The sequence below is a fragment of the Streptomyces sp. NPDC058864 genome, assembly GCF_042742985.1.
Lineage (GTDB): Bacteria > Actinomycetota > Actinomycetes > Streptomycetales > Streptomycetaceae > Actinacidiphila.
The window spans coordinates 1-17,546 of the sequence record NZ_JBHYMQ010000111.1; the positions used below are offsets into that span (position 1 = coordinate 1).

The following is a 17,546-nucleotide window of genomic DNA, read 5'->3' on the forward strand; positions in this document are numbered from 1 at the left end:
GGGGGGCCCCCCCCTTGGGGTCCTACGGGGGGCCCCCAAACCGGCCCCACCCCCCGATGTGATCGGGGCCCCCCCCCCGGGGGGGGGGGGGGGGGGGGGGGGGCCGGGGGGGGGGGCCCCCCCGCCGGCGCCCCCCACCCCGGGAGTCCTCATCAGGCGCCGGCGCCCGCCGCGACGCGGCCCGGACCGGAGCCGGACTCCGGTCCGCCGTCGGTCAGTTCGGCCTCGTGCACCTCGCGGACCTCGGGGGTCTGGTGGAACAGGCTCATCACACCGCCGATCACCAGGGTGATCAACACGCCGATCGGGACCAGCCACTGGGCGGCGATGGCGGTCGGCACCGTCGCGCCTGCCACGGTGACGTCGATCTTGACCGAGCGGACGATGTAGGTCATCACGCCGACCGTGACCAGGAACGCCACGACCGCGTCGACCTCGTTGGCGCGCCTGATGATCCGGCCGAGCAGGAAGGCGCCGAGCAGCGCGCCGTAGGTGTAGCCCGCGATGGTGAGGCCGGTCAGGTAGACGTTGCCGGTGCTGGTGCTGAAGGCGCAGGCGAAGACCGCCATGAGTACGGCCCATACCAGCGTCATCACCCGGGCGAGCTTGAGCAGCGACTCCTCCGACGGGGTGCTGCGGAAGAAGCTGTGGATGATGTCGGCGACGGTCGAGTTGGACATGGAGTTCAGCGCGGAGGACAGGGAGCCCATCGCGGCGCCGAGGATGCCGGCCACGAGCAGGCCGGAGATCACCACGGGCAGCCCGTGCAGGATGAAGTTCGGGTAGAGGTTGTCGGAGCTGTGCAGGCCCAGCTCGGAGAAGCTCTTGCCCTTGTTGTACGACCACAGCAGCGCGCCGACGAGCGAGAAGGCGGCGAACTGGAGGGTGACGAAGACACCGGAGGCGATCATGGCCTTCTGGCCGTCGCGCAGCGAGCGGGTGGCCAGGACGCGCTGGACGATCAGCTGGTCGGAACCGTGGCTGGCCATCGCGAAGATGGCGCCGCCGATGATCGCGGTCGGCAGGGCGAACGGGCTGGTGAGGATGTGCGCCAGGTCGAAGTTGGTGTCGAACAGCTTGAAGTGGCCCGAGTGCAGGGCGTCGGAGAAGCCGCTGCCGCCGACGTGGCCGGAGAGCACGGCGATGGCGAGGATGGCGCCGCCGAGGTAGAGGCCCATCTGGATGGCGTCGGTCCAGATGACCGCCTTGATGCCGCCGAGGTAGGTGTAGACGACGGTGATCACGGTGAGGACGATGATGATCAGGCGGTAGCCCGCGTGCACGCCGAACTCGTCGAGCAGCAGCTTGATCGGGATCGCGGAGGCGAACAGGCGGACGCCCTCGGCGAGGAGCCGGGTGAAGACGAAGGTGATGGAGGCCAGTCCTTGCAGCTTCAACCCGAATCTGCTGCCCAGGTACTGGTAGGCGCTGACGAAACCGCCGCGCTTGTACAGGGGGATCAGCACCGTGGCGACGACCACGCGGCCGATGACATAGCCGAGGGCGAGTTCGACATTGCCGAAGCCCTGCCCGCTGTAGGCGCCGCCGGGCACGCTGATGACGGTCAGCACGCTGGTCTCGGTGGCCACCACGGAAAAGGAGACGGTCCACCAGGGCATGTGCCCTTCGCCGACGAAGTAGTCCTTCGCCGTCTTCTGCCGTCCGGCCAGTCGCAGTCCGATCCAGGCGATGGCGATCAGATAGACGACGATCACGACGAGGTCGAGTTGACGCACGCTCGCTCCTAAACAACAGCCGGCGGGATCACCGGCGTGGTGGGGACAGTGGGTGACGTCGTCCGGCGGACTCGGACGACGTGGGGTTCGTGCGGCACGGTGGCGTCCCGGGCCAGCAGGCGCGCGCCGTCCAGCGGGTCCCCGAGCGGGGGTCGCGGGTCCAGCGGTCGCGGGGAGGCCTCGAGCGCCGCGCGCAGCGGCGCCATGAGCGGTTCGCCGAGGCCGGTCAGCCCGCCGGTGACGGTGACGGGCAGGACCTCGCCGGTGATGCGGGCGGCGGCCGCGAGCACGGCCTCGCCCAGTGCGCCGGCGGCGTCCCGGACGATCTCCCCGGCGACGGGGTCGCCGGCCGCGGCCTCGTGGGCCACGTCCGGGGCGAAGGAGGCCGCGGTACGGGCGGGGTTGCCGCCGGCGGCCAGCGCGGCGGGCAGCGTGTCCGGGTCGCCGAAGCGCCGGATGGCGGCGGCCAGCAGCGCCGTGTCCTGGCCGCGGCCGTCGTGGGCGCGCAGGGCGGCCCGCAGGCCGGTCACCCCGATCCACGCGCCACTGCCCTCGTCGCCGAGCCAGGGGCCCCAGCCGTCGACGCGGGCGTACGAGCCGTCCTCGCCGATGCCGATGGCGACCGAGCCGGTGCCGATGGCCAGCACCACGCCCGTACGGCCGCCGAGGGCGCCCGCGTGGGCGGTGACGGCGTCGCTGGTGACGGCGACCTCGTCCGCGGGCAGGTCCTCGAGCAGCAGCCCGGCCAGGGCGCGGGCCGCCTCGGGGGCCGCGGCCGCTCCGGCGGCGCCGACGCAGACGGCGGCGAGCCGGCCGGGGGCGTGCTCCCGGATCAGCGGCAGGACGGCGGCGCGCACCGCGGCACGCGCCGCCTCGACACCGCCTTCGGCAGCGAGCCCGGGCGCCCCCGGGACCTCGTGGACGGGGCCGGCGGTGCCGTCCGTGCCGATGAGCACGGCACGGCAGCCCGTCTTCCCCAGGTCCACAGCCACTGCTGCTGTCATGCGGCACGCCCTCGTGTCGTACGGGATCCGGCACCTCGGGTGGTCACGGTCGGCGGTGACCGGCGCGGATCGCAGTGCAGCGAGTATCGGAAGGCAGACCTCCGTATGTCAATAAGTAACTTCACGAAATGCATCACGTAAATTTTTGACGCAGCCGACGGGGCGTGGTTACGCTGACGCCACCCACTCAGGAGGGAACCCGTCCATGACCTCCCAGGACCCGACCCGCACCTCCGCGCAACCGGCCCAGGAGACCGCCCCCGGCGGCGACATCCTGGCCCGCGTCCGCGCGGCCCTGCCCGGCCTGGCCCCCTCCGAGCGGCGGGTGGCCGAAACCGTCCTGGCAGATCCGGCACAGGCGGCGGAGCTGTCCATCAGCACCCTCGCCGAACGGGCCACCACCTCGGTCGCCACGGTCATGCGCTTCTGCCGGACGATGAAGCTGGGCAACTACCCCCAGCTGCGGCTCGCGCTGGCCGCGGCCGCCGCCCGCGAGCACGCCCTCGGCGGCGAGCGCCCGACACCGGGCACCGACATCAGCGCCACCGACACCCTCGAACAGATCGTCCACAAGATCGTCTACAACGAGGTCCGCGCCCTGGAGGACTCCGGGGCCGGACTGGACGTCGAGGCGCTCGGCCGGGCCGTCGACGCCGTCGCGGGCGCCCGGCGCGTGGACATCTTCGGCATCGGCGCCAGCGCCTTCGTCGGCCAGGACCTGCACCAGAAGCTGCACCGCATCGGCCACATGGCCTTCATCTGGACCGACCGCCACGCGGCCCTGACCGCCGCCGCCCTCCTCGGACCCGGCGACGTGGCCCTCGCCATCTCCCACTCCGGGGAGACCGAGGACACCGTCGAACCGCTCCAGGCGGCCGCCGAACGCGGCGCCACCACCATCGCCCTCACCAACGTCCCGGGCTCCACCCTCGCCGACAGCGCCGACATGGTCCTCGCGACCTGCGCCCGGGAGACTCCCTTCCGGTCCGGCGCCACCGTCAGCCGGATCGCCCAACTCGCGGTGATCGACTGCCTGTTCGTCGGCGTCGCCCAGCGCTCCTACGACGCGACGACCGCGGCGCTGCAGAAGACCTACGGGGCCGTGCAACGCCGCAGGCGCCCCCAGCCCCAGCGCCGCACCCCGGCCGAAGACTGACCGCCGGCCCCGCACCACACCCCAGCACCACCGAAAGGACGACCGCGCCGTGGACCTCAGCACACTCGGCACCGAGACCCGCAACGAGCGGACCGCCGAACTGGACCGCATGCCGGTCTCCGAGCTCCTCACCGTGATGAACGCCGAGGACCAGACCGTCGCCCTCGCCGTCCGTGAGGCGCTTCCCGACATCGGCACCGCCGTCGAGGCCATCACCGAGTCGCTGCGCCGCGGCGGCCGCCTCATCTACCTCGGCGCCGGCACCAGCGGGCGCATCGGCCTGCTCGACGCCGTCGAGTGCCCGCCGACCTTCGGCACCGCGCCCGAGCAGGTCGTGGGCCTGCTCTCCGGTGGCCCCGGCGCCTTCATCGTGGCCGTCGAGGGTGCCGAGGACGAGCCCGCGCGGGCGATCGCCGACCTCGACGAGATCGGCGTCAGCGAGCGGGACACCGTCGTCGGTCTCGCCGCCAGCGGCCGCACCCCCTACGTCATCGGCGGCCTCAAGCACGCCGCGACGCGGGGCGCCGTCACCGTCTCCGTGGCCTGCAACAGCGACGCCCTCGTCAGCCGCTACGCGGACATCCCGATCGAGGTGCCCACCGGCCCGGAGATCCTCACCGGCTCCACCCGGCTCAAGGGCGGCACCGCCGAGAAGATGGTCTGCAACATGCTCTCCACCGCGTCGATGGTCCGCCTCGGCAAGGTCTACGGGAACCTCATGGTCGACGTGCGCGCCACCAACAACAAGCTGGTCGACCGCGCGCGGCGCATGGTCGTCCAGGCCACCGGCGCCGACCCCGACACCGCAGCCGAGGCCCTGAGCGCCGCGGGCGGCCACGCCAAGACCGCCATCGTGATGCTGCTCACCGGCACCGGGGCCGAGGAGGCCGCCCGGCGCATCGAGCAGGCCCGCGGCGACACCCGCACCGCCGCCGGCCAGGCCTGATCCCGAACCCCGTGGCGCGCCGTCGGGCACGACGGGCCACGTCCGCTCACGCGACGGGCGCCACTTCCGGAACGCCGGTAACGGCGCCGACCCGTGTAGGGCTCAGTCACCGGGGGAATCTGCCGCACACGGCGGCAGTTTCCCCCTGAGGAGGCGAGCCGCCCCACATTCGTCCATGAACGAGACGATCCCGACATGCACGCAGCGGAATCGGGGGGCACACACCGGGGCCCGGCGGCGCATCAGGGCGCGGTCATCTCCGTCGACCCCGACGGCCGTGTCGACGGCTGGAGCGCGGGAGCCGAGAGCATCCTCGGCTACCGCCGGGACGAGGTGATCGGCCGGCCCGCGCTGGACCTCGTCGACGCGGACGCGCGCCATGCCCTGGCGGCGGGTCTGGCCGACCGCCACTGGGAGAACCGGGCCGTGCTCCGGGACAGCGCGGGCCGCCGGGTCGAGGCGGACGTGCTGATCCGGCCGGCGTCCGCGGACGGCAGGTCCACCGTGTGGTTCGTCAGCGGGCCGGCCGATCCGGCGGCGGACGAGGACGGGGGCGGCACGGGCGGCGGCATCGTCGGCCTGCTGGAGCGGGCTTGGTCCCAGTCCTCCGCCGCCGTCGTCCTGTGGTCCCCCGGCCTGCACCTCCTGTGGGCCAACGAGCGCACGGTCCGGCTGTTCAACGCCGAGGTCGACCGGATGCGGGGACGCCGGCTCACGGAGATCCTCACCCCCGACAGCCAGCACTACGCCGTCGAGGAAGCGCTCCGCCGCGCCCGCGACACCGGCACGACGCAGTACGTCGTCACGCACGAGCAGGTGCCCGCCGAGAAGCGTCCCCACGAATGGGCGATCCACGTCGACCCCCTCCGGGACGAGGACGGCACCGTGGTGGCGCTCTGCTCCATGGCACGGGACAACTCCGCGGAATTCTGGGCCCGCCGGCGCCTGATCCTGCTCAACGACGCCCGCCGGAGCATCGGGCTCTCCCTCGACGTCGGCAGCACGGCCCAGGAGCTCACGGACCTCGCGGTGCCCGACCTCGCCGACGTCGCCATGGTGCATCTGCTGCCCCAGGCAATCGGCGCCGGCTCCGCGACCTCCCGCGACCCGGTCGAGGTCCGGCTCGCGGCCGCCAGCGGCCGCGAGTGGCCCCTCCCCCGGTCGGACCACCTCCACGGCACTCCGGGCACGCCCTCCTGGCACGTCGTCGACCGGCGCTCCCTGCCCGGGCGCGCCCTGTCCGAGCGCAGGGCCGTACGGGTCGATCTGCCCCACGAGGCCGCGATCTGGGCCGAACGCGAGGGCGGCTTCGACCGGGACGCGCGCGGTGGAGCCATCTGCGCCCCGCTGACCGCCCGGGGCAGCACCCTCGGGGTGGTGACGTTCCTGCGCCGCGGAACGCCGTTCGACACCGACGATCTGCTGCTCGCCGACGAACTCGCCGCCACGACCGCCATCTCGATCGACAACGCCCGCAACTACCAGCGCGAGCACAGTACGGCGCTGACGCTGCAGCAGAGCCTGCTGCCCAGGGAGCCGCCCGCCCAGAACGCGGTCGACGCCGCCTACGGCTACCGGCCCGCGGACCTCGCCGCGGGGGTGGGCGGCGACTGGTTCGACGTGATCCCGCTGTCCGGCGCGCGGGTCGCCCTGGTCATGGGCGACGTCGTGGGGCACGGGGTGCGGGCGGCCGCGACGATGGGCCGGCTGCGCTCGGTGGTGCGCACCCTCGCGGACGTCGACCTCCCACCCGAGGAACTGCTCACCGGCCTCGACGACATCGTGAACCGGCTGGACCGGGAGACACAGGCCAACGCCCCCGATCCGGAGGTCGGGGCGTCGCTCCTCTACGCGGTGTACGACCCCGTCACGCGCCGGTGCCGGATGGCACGGGCCGCCCATGTGGAACCCCTGCTGGTGCTGCCGGACGGCACGAGCCACCGGGTGGAGCTGCCGGAGGGACCGCCGCTGGGGCTGGGCGGGCTCCCCTTCGAGTCGGTCGAGACGACCCTGCCCGAGGACTGCATGCTCGTCCTGTTCACCGACGGGCTGGTCAAGTCGCGGCGGCAGGACCTCGACGAGGGGATCGCCAGGCTCCAGGCCGCCCTCGCCGCGACCACGTCCTCGATCACGGCGATCTGCGAGGACGTCATGGACGCCCTGCTGCCCGAGGGCGGCAGTGACGACGCCGCACTCCTCGTCGCCCGGCCCCGCGTGCTGGACGCGGCCGACGTCGCCCACTGGGACGTACCGGCCGATCCCGCCGCCGTCGGCGAGGTACGCGACCTGGCGAACGCCCAGCTCGCCGCCTGGGGCCTGGAGGACCGGGCCTTCGCCACCGAGGTCATCGTCAGCGAGCTGGTCACCAACGCCCTGCGGCACGGACGCGCCCCCATCCGTCTGCGGCTCATCAGGGACCGATCGCTGATCTGCGAGGTCACCGACGGCAGCAACGCCGCTCCCCACCTGCGCCGGGCGCGTACCTTCGACGAGGGCGGGCGCGGGCTCTTCCTGGTGGCGCAGCTGTCCTCCCGCTGGGGCAGCCGTCCCACGGAGTGCGGGAAGATCATCTGGGCCGAGCAGCAACTGGACCGGGCCGGCTGAGCCCGCGGTCCGCCCGGGCGGGCGCCGGCTAGCGGCCCGCGGACTCCGTCGCGCCCGCGGACCGCGGTGAGTCCAGCCATCCGGCGAGCACAGCCGCCTCGCTGTGGTCGACGTCCTTGGTGGCGGTGAGCAGGGTGACCTTGTCGTGGGCGGCGAGGTCCCGCAGGTGCTCGACGGCCGGCCGGTGATCGGCGTCCTCCAGTTCGGCGATGTACCGGTCGCGGAACTCGGGGAAGCGCTCGGTGTCGTGGTGGTACCAGTGACGCAGGTCGGCCGAGGGTGCGACGTCCCGGAGCCACTCGTCCAGGTGGGCCCGCTCCTTGCTCATGCCCCGGGGCCACAGCCGGTCGACGAGCACGCGCTTGCCCTCCTTCGGCGAGGCGTCCTCGTAGATCCGCCGGTAGCCGAAGCGTCCGGCCATGGGCGTCGCCGCCTTCCCGTGGTCGCCGTATCCCCGCGATCTTCACTCTATCGGCGGCCCGGCGGCGCGGCCCGTCCGAAAGGTCGCCGCCCGCCTGGGCCTCGGGCGTCCCGGACCCGGGACGGCGCGCTAGCGTGGTGGCATGCGCCACGTAGTGACCGAGGCCGACACCGCGACGACGGTGGGCAGCGGAGACGTACCCGTCCTGTCCACGCCGCAGTTGATCGCCTGGATGGAGGCGGAGACGGTGCACGCCGCGGCGCCCTTCACCGCGGCCGGCCAGACGACGGTAGGGACGGCGCTGCGCGTCGAGCACGTGCGCGCCACACCGGTCGGCGGCAAGGTCGACGTCTCCGCGGACCCTCCGCCCTCCCCCGTGGGCCACCGGCTCACCTTCCGCGTACGGGCCGTGGACGACGCGGGCCGGCTCGTCGCGACCGGGGAGATCGACCGTGCCGTCGTCGACCGGGAGCGTTTCCTGGCCGCCGCGCTCAGCACGGGAGGCGGTCCGGGAACTCCTGCGCGGTGATCGCCGGGCCGCCCTCGAACGACACGACGGGAAGGCCGGGCCGCCCGGGGGCGCGGGGTCAGTGCTTGAAGACGTCCTTGGTGCTCTCCTTGGCACCCCGCATCTTCCCGCGCGTCTCCAGGGCGGCGCCCTTCGCGGCGAGCTTCTCCTTGTGCATCGCGTGGGCCGCCTTCCGCACGGTCTTCCCGACGACCTGCTCCATCTTCGCCTTGGTCTTCTCTCCGGCGCTCATCACGGCACCTCCACGACCTCTCACCGGCCGCGTGCCCGTCGGACGCAGGTCGAAACCGCTCCACCGTCAGGATTCGACGGCGGCGCTCGTCGCGAAGAGGGCCACGATGACCTGGGGGCTGGTGCGGGGGGACACGGCCGTCGGCAGGCTCAGCGAGTACGGCTGCGCGACATGCCGTTCTTCCCGCTCCGCTTCGCGGCGCGGCCCCTGACGGCTGGAGATACCCCGCCGCCGTCGAACCCCTGCGGGACCGCGACCTCGTTCTCGAGCAAGCGGAGGGCCGCGAAGCGTCACTGCGCGTTCCGGCCAAGGTTCCACCCGCACCTCTCGCTGTTCCGCGCCGGCCGGTGGCCCGATGCACCCGCCATTCACCCGCCCCATTCACCCGCCGTGAAATGGGACCGGCGGACTGCCCGCACGGCCCTGGACACCTGCCTCGACCTCGCTCACATACGGCAGGAGCCGAGCGTCACGCCGGTGGCCGGGTGAGTTTGGCGGCCACGGCGTCGAGGACCCATTCCAGGCCGGTCGCGAAGGATGTCTCGGCGTCCACGTCCGTGCCGTCGTGCACGGCCTTGGCCAGCGACGGGAAGCGGCCCGTGGCCAGCATCCTGGTCACACGCGGGCCGTGAGCGCGCTGCCAGTCGCTCTTGGACAGCCCCGTGGCGCGCTCCGCCCGCAGGTTCGCGACCTCGCGCCTGATCGCGCCGGTCCAGTAGGCGCTGACCGTCTCCACGGCCCGCATGACGGTGTCGATGTCGGCGAGGCCGTCGAGGCTGGTCAGCGTGGCCTCGGTCAAGGCGAGGCCGTTCGGGCCCAGGGACGGGCGGCCGCCGAGCAGGTCGGCCAGCCATTCATGGCGGAGGGCGGCCTGCCTGGTGCGGTGGGCGAGGGCGCGTAGCGCCTCCCGCCAGTCGCCCGGATGTTCCTCGGGGAGGATCTCACCCTGGACCTCGTCCACCATGAGGTCGAACAGCTCCTCCTTGGTGGAGATGAATCCATACAGCCGCATGGGGCCGGCGTTCAGCCGGGCGGCGACCTTGCGCACCGACACCGCTTCCAGCCCGCCCTCGTCGGCCAGCGCGACGGCGGCGGCGACGATCCGCTCCCGGTCGAGAGGCACGGGGCGAGTCGGCGGCTCCGGCCGGTCCCAGACAGTCATGCGCCCATCGTACGGTTGCGATGCACCGTACTGAGAAAATACAGTGTATCGACATGAGACATCGCATCGCCGTGGTCGGCAGTGGCCCTGGCGGCCTCACCTTCGCCCTTGTCCTGCAGCGCCTTGACCACCCCGTCACCGTCCTCGAACGCGATCCCGGCCCCGACGCCCGCCCTCCGGGCGGCACGCTGGACCTGCACGAAGGGCTGGGCCAGCTCGCGCTGGACAAGGCGGGGCTGCTGGCGGAGTTCCAGGCGCTGTCCCGCCCGGAGGGTCAGGCCATGCGCATCCTGGACACGGACGGGACCGTTCTGCGCGACTGGCGCCCCCGCCCGGACGACCGGGCCAATCCCGAGATCGACCGCCGGCACCTCCGCGACCTGCTGCTCGGCCCTCTCGACGTCCAGTGGGGCCGGGGCGTGACACAGGTGGTGCCGGGGACCCGGGACGGCGTACTCGTCCACTTCGCGGACGGGCGGCAGGAGACGTTCGACCTCGTGGTCGGCGCGGACGGCGCCTGGTCCCGGACCCGCCCGGCAGTCTCGCCGGTGACGCCGCACTACACCGGGGTCACCACGGTCGAGACCTCGCTGGACGACGTCGACACCCGCCACCCCGACCTCGCCCGGATGATCGGCGACGGCTCCGTGGCCGTGTACGGCGTGAACCGGAAGCTCGTCGCCCAGCGCAACAGCGGCGGCCATGTCAAGGTGTACGCCCAGTTCCGCGCGCCGCTGGACTGGCACGCGAACCTGGACCTGGCCGACGCCGAGGCCGTGCGATCGAGTCTGCTGGCCCTGTTCGACGGCTGGGCCGCTCCCGTCCTCGACCTCCTCCACCACGGCGCCGCCTTCGCCCACCGCCCGCTCTACGTCCTGCCCGTGTCCCACACCTGGACCCACGTCCCCGGTGTGACGCTCCTGGGCGACGCCGCCCATCTGATGCCCCCGCTGGGGGCGGGCGCGAACCTCGCGATGCTGGAGGGCGCCGAACTCGCCGAGTCCATCGCCACCGGCACCGGAGATCCGGACGACGCCGTCCGCGCCTTCGAGGAACGGATGTGGGCTCGGGCCGGCCGATGGGCGAAGATCACGACGGCCGGCCTCGAACGCCTGGTGAGCCCGGACCCCACCGCGGCCCTCGCCCTCTTCGACCAAGTCCAGCCGTCCTGACTGCCCGGCGGAGAGTCCGTACGTTCGCCTGACGCCGGTTTGCCGGAAGGGACCACGGCGGTGCCGTACCGTTCCGTGAAGCCGTGGCGAGCTGTTCGGACCGGCGCTTCCCGCACATCGACGGAAGGCGGGCCCGGCCGCGCCACCAAGCCGGCCCGCCGGCGCATGGGGGCGGGGTCGGCAACGGCTCCACCGGGTCAGAGCAGTGACGCGGTCACCTCGGCGAGCCGGCGGCGGTACTCCGCGTCGTGGGCCTCGGCGATCGCCCGGGCCTCCTTCTCGCCCTCGAAGTACCGCCCGGTGACACCCGCGAGCGCGGGCGCGTCGACCAGGCGCCGGGTGGCCACGACGCCCTGCTCCAGGGAGTCGACCACGTCCATCCCCGAACGCCGGGACATGGCGGTGGGCATGAAGGTCGCCGGGTGGACGGCGTTGACGGTGATGCCGGTGCCGGAGAGTTCGTCGGCGAGGTCGAGGCTGTGGCAGATGAGGGCCAGCTTGGAGCGGCAGTAGGCGGCTACGTCGGTGTATCCGCGGGTGAGTTCGGGGTCGTCGAGGTCGAGCGGCTGCTGGCCGATGGAGGCGACGTTGACGATCCGGGAAGCCGCCGCGCGGTGGAGCAGCGGGAGGAGTTCCCGGGTCAGGACCACCGGTGCCAGGTAGTTGACGGCGAGGCGCAGTTCGTGTCCGTCGGCGGACGTCTCGCGCCGGGTGCCCTCCGCGTGGAAGCCGACGCCGGCGTTGTTGACGAGCACGTCCAGCCGGTCGTGCCGGGCGGCGACGGCGGCCGCCAGGCGCCGGACCTCGGCGAGGGAGGAGAGGTCGGCCCGGTGGGGTTCCCCGCCGGTGGCCGCGGCGACCTCGGCGAGGCGCTCGGGGTCGCGGCCGTGCAGCAGCAGGGTGTGGCCCCCGGTGGCGGCGAGGTCCTCCGCGAGGGCGCGGCCGAGCCCGTCGGACGCGCCGGTGATGAGGATCGTGGCCATGTGTCGTTCACCTTTCGGGTGGAGCGAAACGCCGGGTGGACCGGCGGTGGAACGTCCCGACCCTAGATCGCACACCCATCAGCCAACCAATAGGATGCCCGACATGGCTCATCAGAATGCCGATGGGAACTCCGCCGGTACCGGCGCCCCGCTGGATCTGGCGCTGCTGCGTACGTTCCTCGCCGTGTACCGGGCCCGTTCACTGACCACGGCCGCCCGGACGTTGCGCATCTCGCAGCCCACCGTGACCGCGCAGGTGCGTGCCCTGGAGCGGCAGCTCGACCGGCAGCTCTTCGAACGGCTGCCGCGCGGTGTGGCCGCCACCTCCGTGGCCGACGAACTGGCCGGGCGGATCGCGGGCCCGCTGGACGCGCTGGCCGAGGTCGCCGGCCGCGGCCGGCCGGGCCCCGAGGCGCCCCCGGAACCGGTGCACCTGGCGGGGCCCGCGGAGATGCTGTCGGTCAGGGCGCTGCCCGTCCTCGCGCCGCTTGCGGCCCGCGGCGTGCTGCTGCGCGTCACCACCGGCCTCGCCGAGGACCTGCTCGAAGGTCTGCACGGCGGCCGCTTCGACCTCGTCCTGTCGGCGGTGCGGCCGCGCGGCCGTTCCCTGGCCGCGGTCCCGCTGATGGACGAGGAGTTCGTGCTGGTGACGGCGCCGGGATGGGCAGCCGGGATCGGCCCGCTCACCTGCGACGACCCGAGCCCGCTCAGCGCGGTCCCGCTGGTGGCGTACGCCGAGGACCTGCCGATCCTGCGCCGCTACTGGCGCCACGTCTTCCGTACCCGTCTCAGCGCCCGGCCCGGCGTCGTCGTGCCGGACCTGCGCGGGGTGCTCGCCGCCGTCGTCGCGGGCGCGGGCGCGACGGTGCTCCCGCGTTACCTGTGCGAGGCGGAGCTTGCGTCCGGCGCGCTGGTGGAGTTGCTGACACCGGAGGATCCACCGATCAACACCGGCTTCCTGGTCGCGCGGTCGGGCGCGCCCGACCGCGCGCCGGTCACCGCCGTGCGCGAACGTCTGCTCGCGGCGGCCCGCGACTGGTGAAGCCCGACGTCCGTGTCCGGCACATTGCTTGACGTCATGTCAGCACCCGGTCGGGAAGCGGATCCGCCATGAGCACCACGCGGCCGACCGTGGGGTCGAACCCGAGCACGGGGTTGCCGTGGTCGCCCTCGGGCGACATCAGCACCGGCTTGCCGAGCCGGCGGCCGATGGCACGCAGGAAGGCGCACAGGACGTCCACGCCGCTCTGGCCCTGCAACTCGCGCAGGTCGACGTCGAAGTCGATCTCGTCGGCCGAGAGCACCCGGAAGATCGCCGACACGCCCGGAACCGGTGAGACGCGCAACGTCGCGGTCTCCGCGCCCTCCTGACGTGCCAGTACCTCCACGGCCCGGGGCAGGGGCCCGGCGACGCCTCCCGCCTCGTACGTCCACGCCCATCCGCGCGACCGGGCGAGATCGAACACCGACTGCCAGTCGTCGGCGGTGGTGCCGGGCACGCACACGTCCGGAAGGGCCCCCATCAGGTCGGGGTCGAAGAAGTCGTGGACGTCGTCCCACAGCAGATCCGGCACCGCACCATGCTGCCCGCCGACGCCTCCCCGGCGCACCCTCGATTCGCCATGTGCGCGAACTCCCGGTCATAGCGGGTCTTGTCGTCACACGAGGGCGTTCGGGCGGCCCCGCGATGACACAACTGTGCCATGGCACAAGAGCGACGCCTCGAGGCCCTTGAGCGGGGACATGGCCACCTCGAAGATCAATGGCCGTCCACGCTTCACATGGCTTGAGGAGTTTCCTTGCCCACGGTTCACATACCCCGGCCCAGGCCCGGGGCGATCGCGCTCGGCGTGGTCGCCGCCCTGGCACTCGGGGTCATACCGGCCACGGCCGCCGTATCCGCGGACCACGCCGGTCGCGGGCCCGCCGACGGCGCCGCACAACGGTCGCCCGGCACCGGCGGCACGCACACCGTCACCCTCATCACCGGCGACAAGGTGACGATCGGCACCGCCCCCGACGGGACCGTCATCCGGTCCTTCGAGGGCGCCGACGGCACCACCACCGGTTTCCACCGGGCGGTCGTCGACGGGGCCACCTACGTCTACCCCGACGCCGTCCTGCCCTACGTCAGCGCCGGCAAGCTCGACAAGCAGCTGTTCAACGTGACGCAGCTGATCGCCGACGGCTACGACGACGCCCACTCCTCCGGGCTGCCGCTCATCGTGCGCTACACCGACGCCGCGGCCAAGTCCCGCACCCTGCCGAAGATGGCGGGTTCGACCGGTGGTGTCCGCCGGCTGGACAGCATCCAGGGCGCGGCCCTCGCGCAGAACCGCAAGCAGGCCCCGGCGTTCTGGTCGGCGCTGACCGGGGGCGCCGGTGCGGCGGCCCGGTCGGCGAAGCCGGCGTTCGCGGGCGGTGTCGCCAAGGTCTGGCTCGACGGCAAGGTGAAGGCCGACCTGGCCGACTCGACCGCGCAGATCGGCGCGGACAAGGTCTGGGCGGAGGGCAACACCGGCGAGGGCGTCAAGGTCGCGGTGCTCGACACCGGAGTCGACGCCGAGCACCCCGACCTCGCCGACCGGATCGACACCAGCGCCAGCTTCATCCCGGACGAGCCGGACACCCTCGACTACCAGGGGCACGGCACCCACGTCGCCTCGACGATCGCGGGCACCGGCAGCGCGTCGGACGGCAAGGAGCGGGGCGTCGCCCCCGGTGTCCGCCTGGACGTCGGCAAGGTGCTCAACAGTGAGGGCAGCGGCCAGGAGTCCTGGATCATCGCGGGCATGGAATGGGCCGCCCGGGACCAGAAGGCCAGGATCATCAGCATGAGCCTGGGCGGCGGCGGCGACCACACCGACCCCATGAGCCAGGCGGTCGACCGGCTCAGCAGCGAGACCGGCGCGCTGTTCGTCATCGCGGCGGGCAACAGCGGTCCGCACACCATCGGCAGCCCCGGTGCCGCGGACTCCGCGCTGACCGTCGGTGCCGTGGACTCCGCGGACCGGCTCGCCGACTTCTCCAGCACCGGTCCGCGTGACGGCGACGCCGGGCTGAAGCCCGAGATCACCGCGCCCGGCGTCGACATCCTGGCGGCCCGCTCCCACTACAAGCGGGGCTCGGGCTACTACACCACCATGAGCGGCACCTCGATGGCGACCCCTCACGTCGCCGGCGCCGCCGCGCTGCTGGCCGCCGCCCACCCGGACTGGACCGGCCCGCAGTTGAAGGAGGCGCTGGTCAGCAGCTCCAAGGCGACCCCCTCGTACTCCCCGTACGAGGCGGGCGCCGGGCGGCTGGACGCGCCGGCGGCCGTGCACACCTCGGTCTTCGCGACCGTCAGCGCCTTCTCCGGTTTCCACGCCTGGCCGCAGACGCCGGGGGAGACCGACGTCCGGAAGGTGACGTACACCAACACCGGCGACGCGGCGGTCGGCCTGGACCTGGCCATCGACTCGAAGGCCCCGGCAGGGCTGTTCACGCTCTCCGAGGACAAGGTCACCGTCCCGGCGCACGGCACGGCCTCGGTCTCCCTGACCGCGGACCTGGACCGGCTGCCGCTCGACCAGTCGGTCAGCGGCATGATCACCGGCACGGACGGCACCGGAACGGTCCGGGCCAAGACCCTGATCGGCGCCGCCAAGGAGGGCCGCCGGCAGACCCTGACCATCACCGCCAAGGACCGCTCGGGCAAGCCGATGGCCGGCCGCGTCATGCTCACCGCCGAGGGCCTCTTCACGACGATCGACCTCGACGAGTCCGGCACCGGCACGGCGCGGCTGCCCGTCGGCACCTACAGCGGCTGGCTCACCGCGGACGTGCAGGGCGCCAACGGCCCGCACTCGCTCGGCATGGCGCTGCTCGCCTTCAACGACGTGCGGCTGGACGAGGACCGGTCCGTCACCCTCGACGGCCGCAAGATGCGTCAGATCCTGGCGCGTGCCCCGCAGCAGACCACCCCCGTCGCGCCGCGCCTGGACGTCCACCGGTCCTTCGGCAACAGCCTGGTCGAGTCGTCCATGCTGCCCAACGAGACCTACGACAGCATCTGGGCGCTCCCGACCGGCAAGAAGGTCACCGACGGCGAGTTCGAGTTCGGTGCCCGCTTCCGGCTGGAGCAGCCTGCGCTGACCATGGGCACGGCGACAAAGAGCTACGCCGACCCGCTGGTCAAGCGCGGCTCCAAGCCGCTGCCCGCGGGCACGCGGACGCTCACGGCCGTCTACGCCGGTGCGGGCACGGCCGCGGAGCTGGCCCGCACGAACGTGCGCGGCAAGGCCGTGGTGGTCCACGGCGACAACCCGGACGGAATCCAGGCGCAGGCGGAGGCCGCCGCGAAGGCGGGCGCGCAGGTGCTCGTCGTCGTCAATGACGGCATCGGCCGGCTCCAGCCCTGGGACGAGGGCCCCTGGAGCCCGGAGAGCCCGGCGCCGCTGACGGTGGCGACCCTCAACGCCGACCAGGGCGCCGACCTCATCGGAGCGCTCGGGCACGGCACGGTGAGGCTGAAGGTCACCTCGAACCCCACGACCGACTACCTCTACGACGTGGTGCACCACTGGACCGGTGCCGTCCCGGCGGACCCGACCTGGCGCGTCTCACAGCGCGACCTGGGCAAGGTGGACGTCTCGTTCCGCAACCACCGTCAGGGCAAGGCGATGGAGTTCCGCCCCGACGTCTGGCAGGGCTGGGTGGTCGGCAACCAGCTCACGGCTCCCGCCCAGGGCGACCGGACCGACTGGGTCACCGCCGACGCCAGTTGGCTGGACGACGCCTTCATCGCGGGCGAGACGGGGCAGCACGCGATGGACGTCCTGCGCTACCCGGCCGGGAGGACGGCCGAGGTCAGCTGGTTCGGGCCGATCCAGCGCCCCCGGATGGGTCCCATCGGCTACCAGCCGGTCCGCTACCTCGACGGCGTCTACATCCCCGCACCCGGCTGGGGCGACTCCGGCTCCGGCCACGTCGGCGAGGCCTACGGCAACTACGACGTCAAGGACTGGATGTCGCTCTACCAGGGCGACCGGCAGCTCAACTGGGGCAACGCCGAGTACCTGCCGATCACCGGGCTCGCCCCCGAGCGGCTGCCCTACCGGCTGGTCGTCGACAACGACCGGGCGGACTGGACCCACCCGTACTCGACGCACACCCTGACCGAGTGGAACTTCACCTCCGCGGCCACCGGCAGCGAGTCGGCGGTGTCCCTGCCGCTGATCCAGCTCGACTACGGGGTGGACACCGACAAGGGGGGCCGGGCGGACCGGCACGCCAAGCTGACGGTGACCGCCTCGCACCTGCCCGGTACGACCGCCGCCATCGGGAAGCCCTCGCTCGAGGTCTCCTACGACGACGGGAAGACCTGGCAGCGGGCCGGCCTGGACCGCAGCGGTGACGGCTGGCGCACGGCCCTGCGTGCCCCGAAGTCCGCGGGCTTCGCCACGCTGCGGGTCACCGCGCGGGACGACGAGGGCAACACCGTCTCGCAGACGATCACCCGGGCGTTCGGCCTGCGCTGACCCCCGGCGAACCACCCGGTGGGCGGGCACCCCACCCACACGCCCCCCCACCCCCCGGTAGCGGCGAGCAACCTGCCCC

Annotated in this window: 14 protein-coding genes; 7 read left to right on the forward strand and 7 right to left on the reverse strand. The window is 73.1% G+C overall.

Going from position 1 to position 17,546, the window contains the following annotated elements; genetic code table 11:
* Positions 1 to 152: 152 nt before the first annotated feature.
* Positions 153 to 1,736 carry a sodium:solute symporter gene (locus ACFW3D_RS40185; protein WP_500513239.1) on the reverse strand — a complete coding sequence of 528 codons (1,584 nt, stop codon included), beginning with the start codon at positions 1,734 to 1,736 and terminating at the stop codon, positions 153 to 155.
* A gap of 8 nt (positions 1,737 to 1,744) precedes the next feature.
* Positions 1,745 to 2,740: an N-acetylglucosamine kinase gene (locus ACFW3D_RS40190; RefSeq protein WP_500513241.1), complete on the reverse strand. Its 996-nt coding sequence runs from the start codon at positions 2,738 to 2,740 to the stop codon at positions 1,745 to 1,747.
* Between the two features lie 205 nt (positions 2,741 to 2,945).
* Between ACFW3D_RS40190 and ACFW3D_RS40195 the strand changes: the two genes are divergently transcribed.
* The 3 genes from ACFW3D_RS40195 to ACFW3D_RS40205 all read left to right on the forward strand — a co-directional run bounded on the left by ACFW3D_RS40195 (position 2,946) and on the right by ACFW3D_RS40205 (position 7,446).
* Positions 2,946 to 3,896, forward strand: coding sequence for a MurR/RpiR family transcriptional regulator (locus tag ACFW3D_RS40195; protein ID WP_500513243.1), 951 nt, complete (start codon positions 2,946 to 2,948; stop codon positions 3,894 to 3,896).
* Between the two features lie 49 nt (positions 3,897 to 3,945).
* Positions 3,946 to 4,842 (forward strand): N-acetylmuramic acid 6-phosphate etherase, encoded by an 897-nt coding sequence (murQ, locus tag ACFW3D_RS40200; RefSeq protein WP_500513245.1) that lies wholly within the window; start codon positions 3,946 to 3,948, stop codon positions 4,840 to 4,842.
* Between the two features lie 195 nt (positions 4,843 to 5,037).
* Positions 5,038 to 7,446 carry a SpoIIE family protein phosphatase gene (locus tag ACFW3D_RS40205; RefSeq protein WP_500513247.1) on the forward strand — a complete coding sequence of 803 codons (2,409 nt, stop codon included), beginning with the start codon at positions 5,038 to 5,040 and terminating at the stop codon, positions 7,444 to 7,446.
* Between the two features lie 28 nt (positions 7,447 to 7,474).
* Here ACFW3D_RS40205 and ACFW3D_RS40210 read toward each other — a convergent pair whose 3' ends face one another.
* Positions 7,475 to 7,867 carry a DUF488 domain-containing protein gene (locus ACFW3D_RS40210; RefSeq protein WP_500513249.1) on the reverse strand — a complete coding sequence of 131 codons (393 nt, stop codon included), beginning with the start codon at positions 7,865 to 7,867 and terminating at the stop codon, positions 7,475 to 7,477.
* 142 nt (positions 7,868 to 8,009) lie between these two features.
* Here ACFW3D_RS40210 and ACFW3D_RS40215 point away from each other — a divergent pair, with 142 nt between their 5' ends.
* On the forward strand, positions 8,010 to 8,396 hold the full coding sequence (locus ACFW3D_RS40215) for a thioesterase family protein (protein WP_500513251.1): 387 nt from the start codon (positions 8,010 to 8,012) through the stop codon (positions 8,394 to 8,396).
* A 58-nt stretch (positions 8,397 to 8,454) separates the two neighbouring features.
* On the opposite strand, the gene ACFW3D_RS40220 is transcribed toward ACFW3D_RS40215, so the two are convergent.
* Both ACFW3D_RS40220 and ACFW3D_RS40225 read right to left on the reverse strand, forming a co-directional pair.
* Complete coding sequence (locus ACFW3D_RS40220; protein ID WP_500513253.1) at positions 8,455 to 8,628, reverse strand: hypothetical protein; 174 nt, start codon at positions 8,626 to 8,628, stop codon at positions 8,455 to 8,457.
* A gap of 469 nt (positions 8,629 to 9,097) precedes the next feature.
* Positions 9,098 to 9,790 carry a TetR/AcrR family transcriptional regulator gene (locus tag ACFW3D_RS40225; protein WP_500513255.1) on the reverse strand — a complete coding sequence of 231 codons (693 nt, stop codon included), beginning with the start codon at positions 9,788 to 9,790 and terminating at the stop codon, positions 9,098 to 9,100.
* A 53-nt stretch (positions 9,791 to 9,843) separates the two neighbouring features.
* Between ACFW3D_RS40225 and ACFW3D_RS40230 the strand changes: the two genes are divergently transcribed.
* Positions 9,844 to 10,962 (forward strand): FAD-dependent oxidoreductase, encoded by a 1,119-nt coding sequence (locus ACFW3D_RS40230; protein ID WP_500513257.1) that lies wholly within the window; start codon positions 9,844 to 9,846, stop codon positions 10,960 to 10,962.
* Between the two features lie 197 nt (positions 10,963 to 11,159).
* Here ACFW3D_RS40230 and ACFW3D_RS40235 read toward each other — a convergent pair whose 3' ends face one another.
* Entirely contained in the window at positions 11,160 to 11,945 is a 786-nt protein-coding gene (locus tag ACFW3D_RS40235) for an SDR family NAD(P)-dependent oxidoreductase (protein ID WP_500513259.1), read from the reverse strand.
* A gap of 103 nt (positions 11,946 to 12,048) precedes the next feature.
* Here ACFW3D_RS40235 and ACFW3D_RS40240 point away from each other — a divergent pair, with 103 nt between their 5' ends.
* Positions 12,049 to 12,987, forward strand: a complete 939-nt coding sequence (locus ACFW3D_RS40240; RefSeq protein WP_500513261.1) for a LysR family transcriptional regulator — start codon at positions 12,049 to 12,051, stop codon at positions 12,985 to 12,987.
* A gap of 34 nt (positions 12,988 to 13,021) precedes the next feature.
* Here the strand turns inward: ACFW3D_RS40240 and ACFW3D_RS40245 are convergent, their stop codons facing one another.
* The gene (locus tag ACFW3D_RS40245) at positions 13,022 to 13,519 is read right to left on the reverse strand and encodes a hypothetical protein (protein WP_500513263.1); all 498 of its coding nucleotides are present in this window, start codon (positions 13,517 to 13,519) and stop codon (positions 13,022 to 13,024) included.
* Positions 13,520 to 13,744: 225 nt separating this feature from the next.
* On the opposite strand from ACFW3D_RS40245, the gene ACFW3D_RS40250 reads away from it, so the two are divergent.
* On the forward strand, positions 13,745 to 17,467 hold the full coding sequence (locus ACFW3D_RS40250; protein WP_500513265.1) for a S8 family serine peptidase: 3,723 nt from the start codon (positions 13,745 to 13,747) through the stop codon (positions 17,465 to 17,467).
* The last annotated feature ends 79 nt before the right edge of the window (positions 17,468 to 17,546 follow it).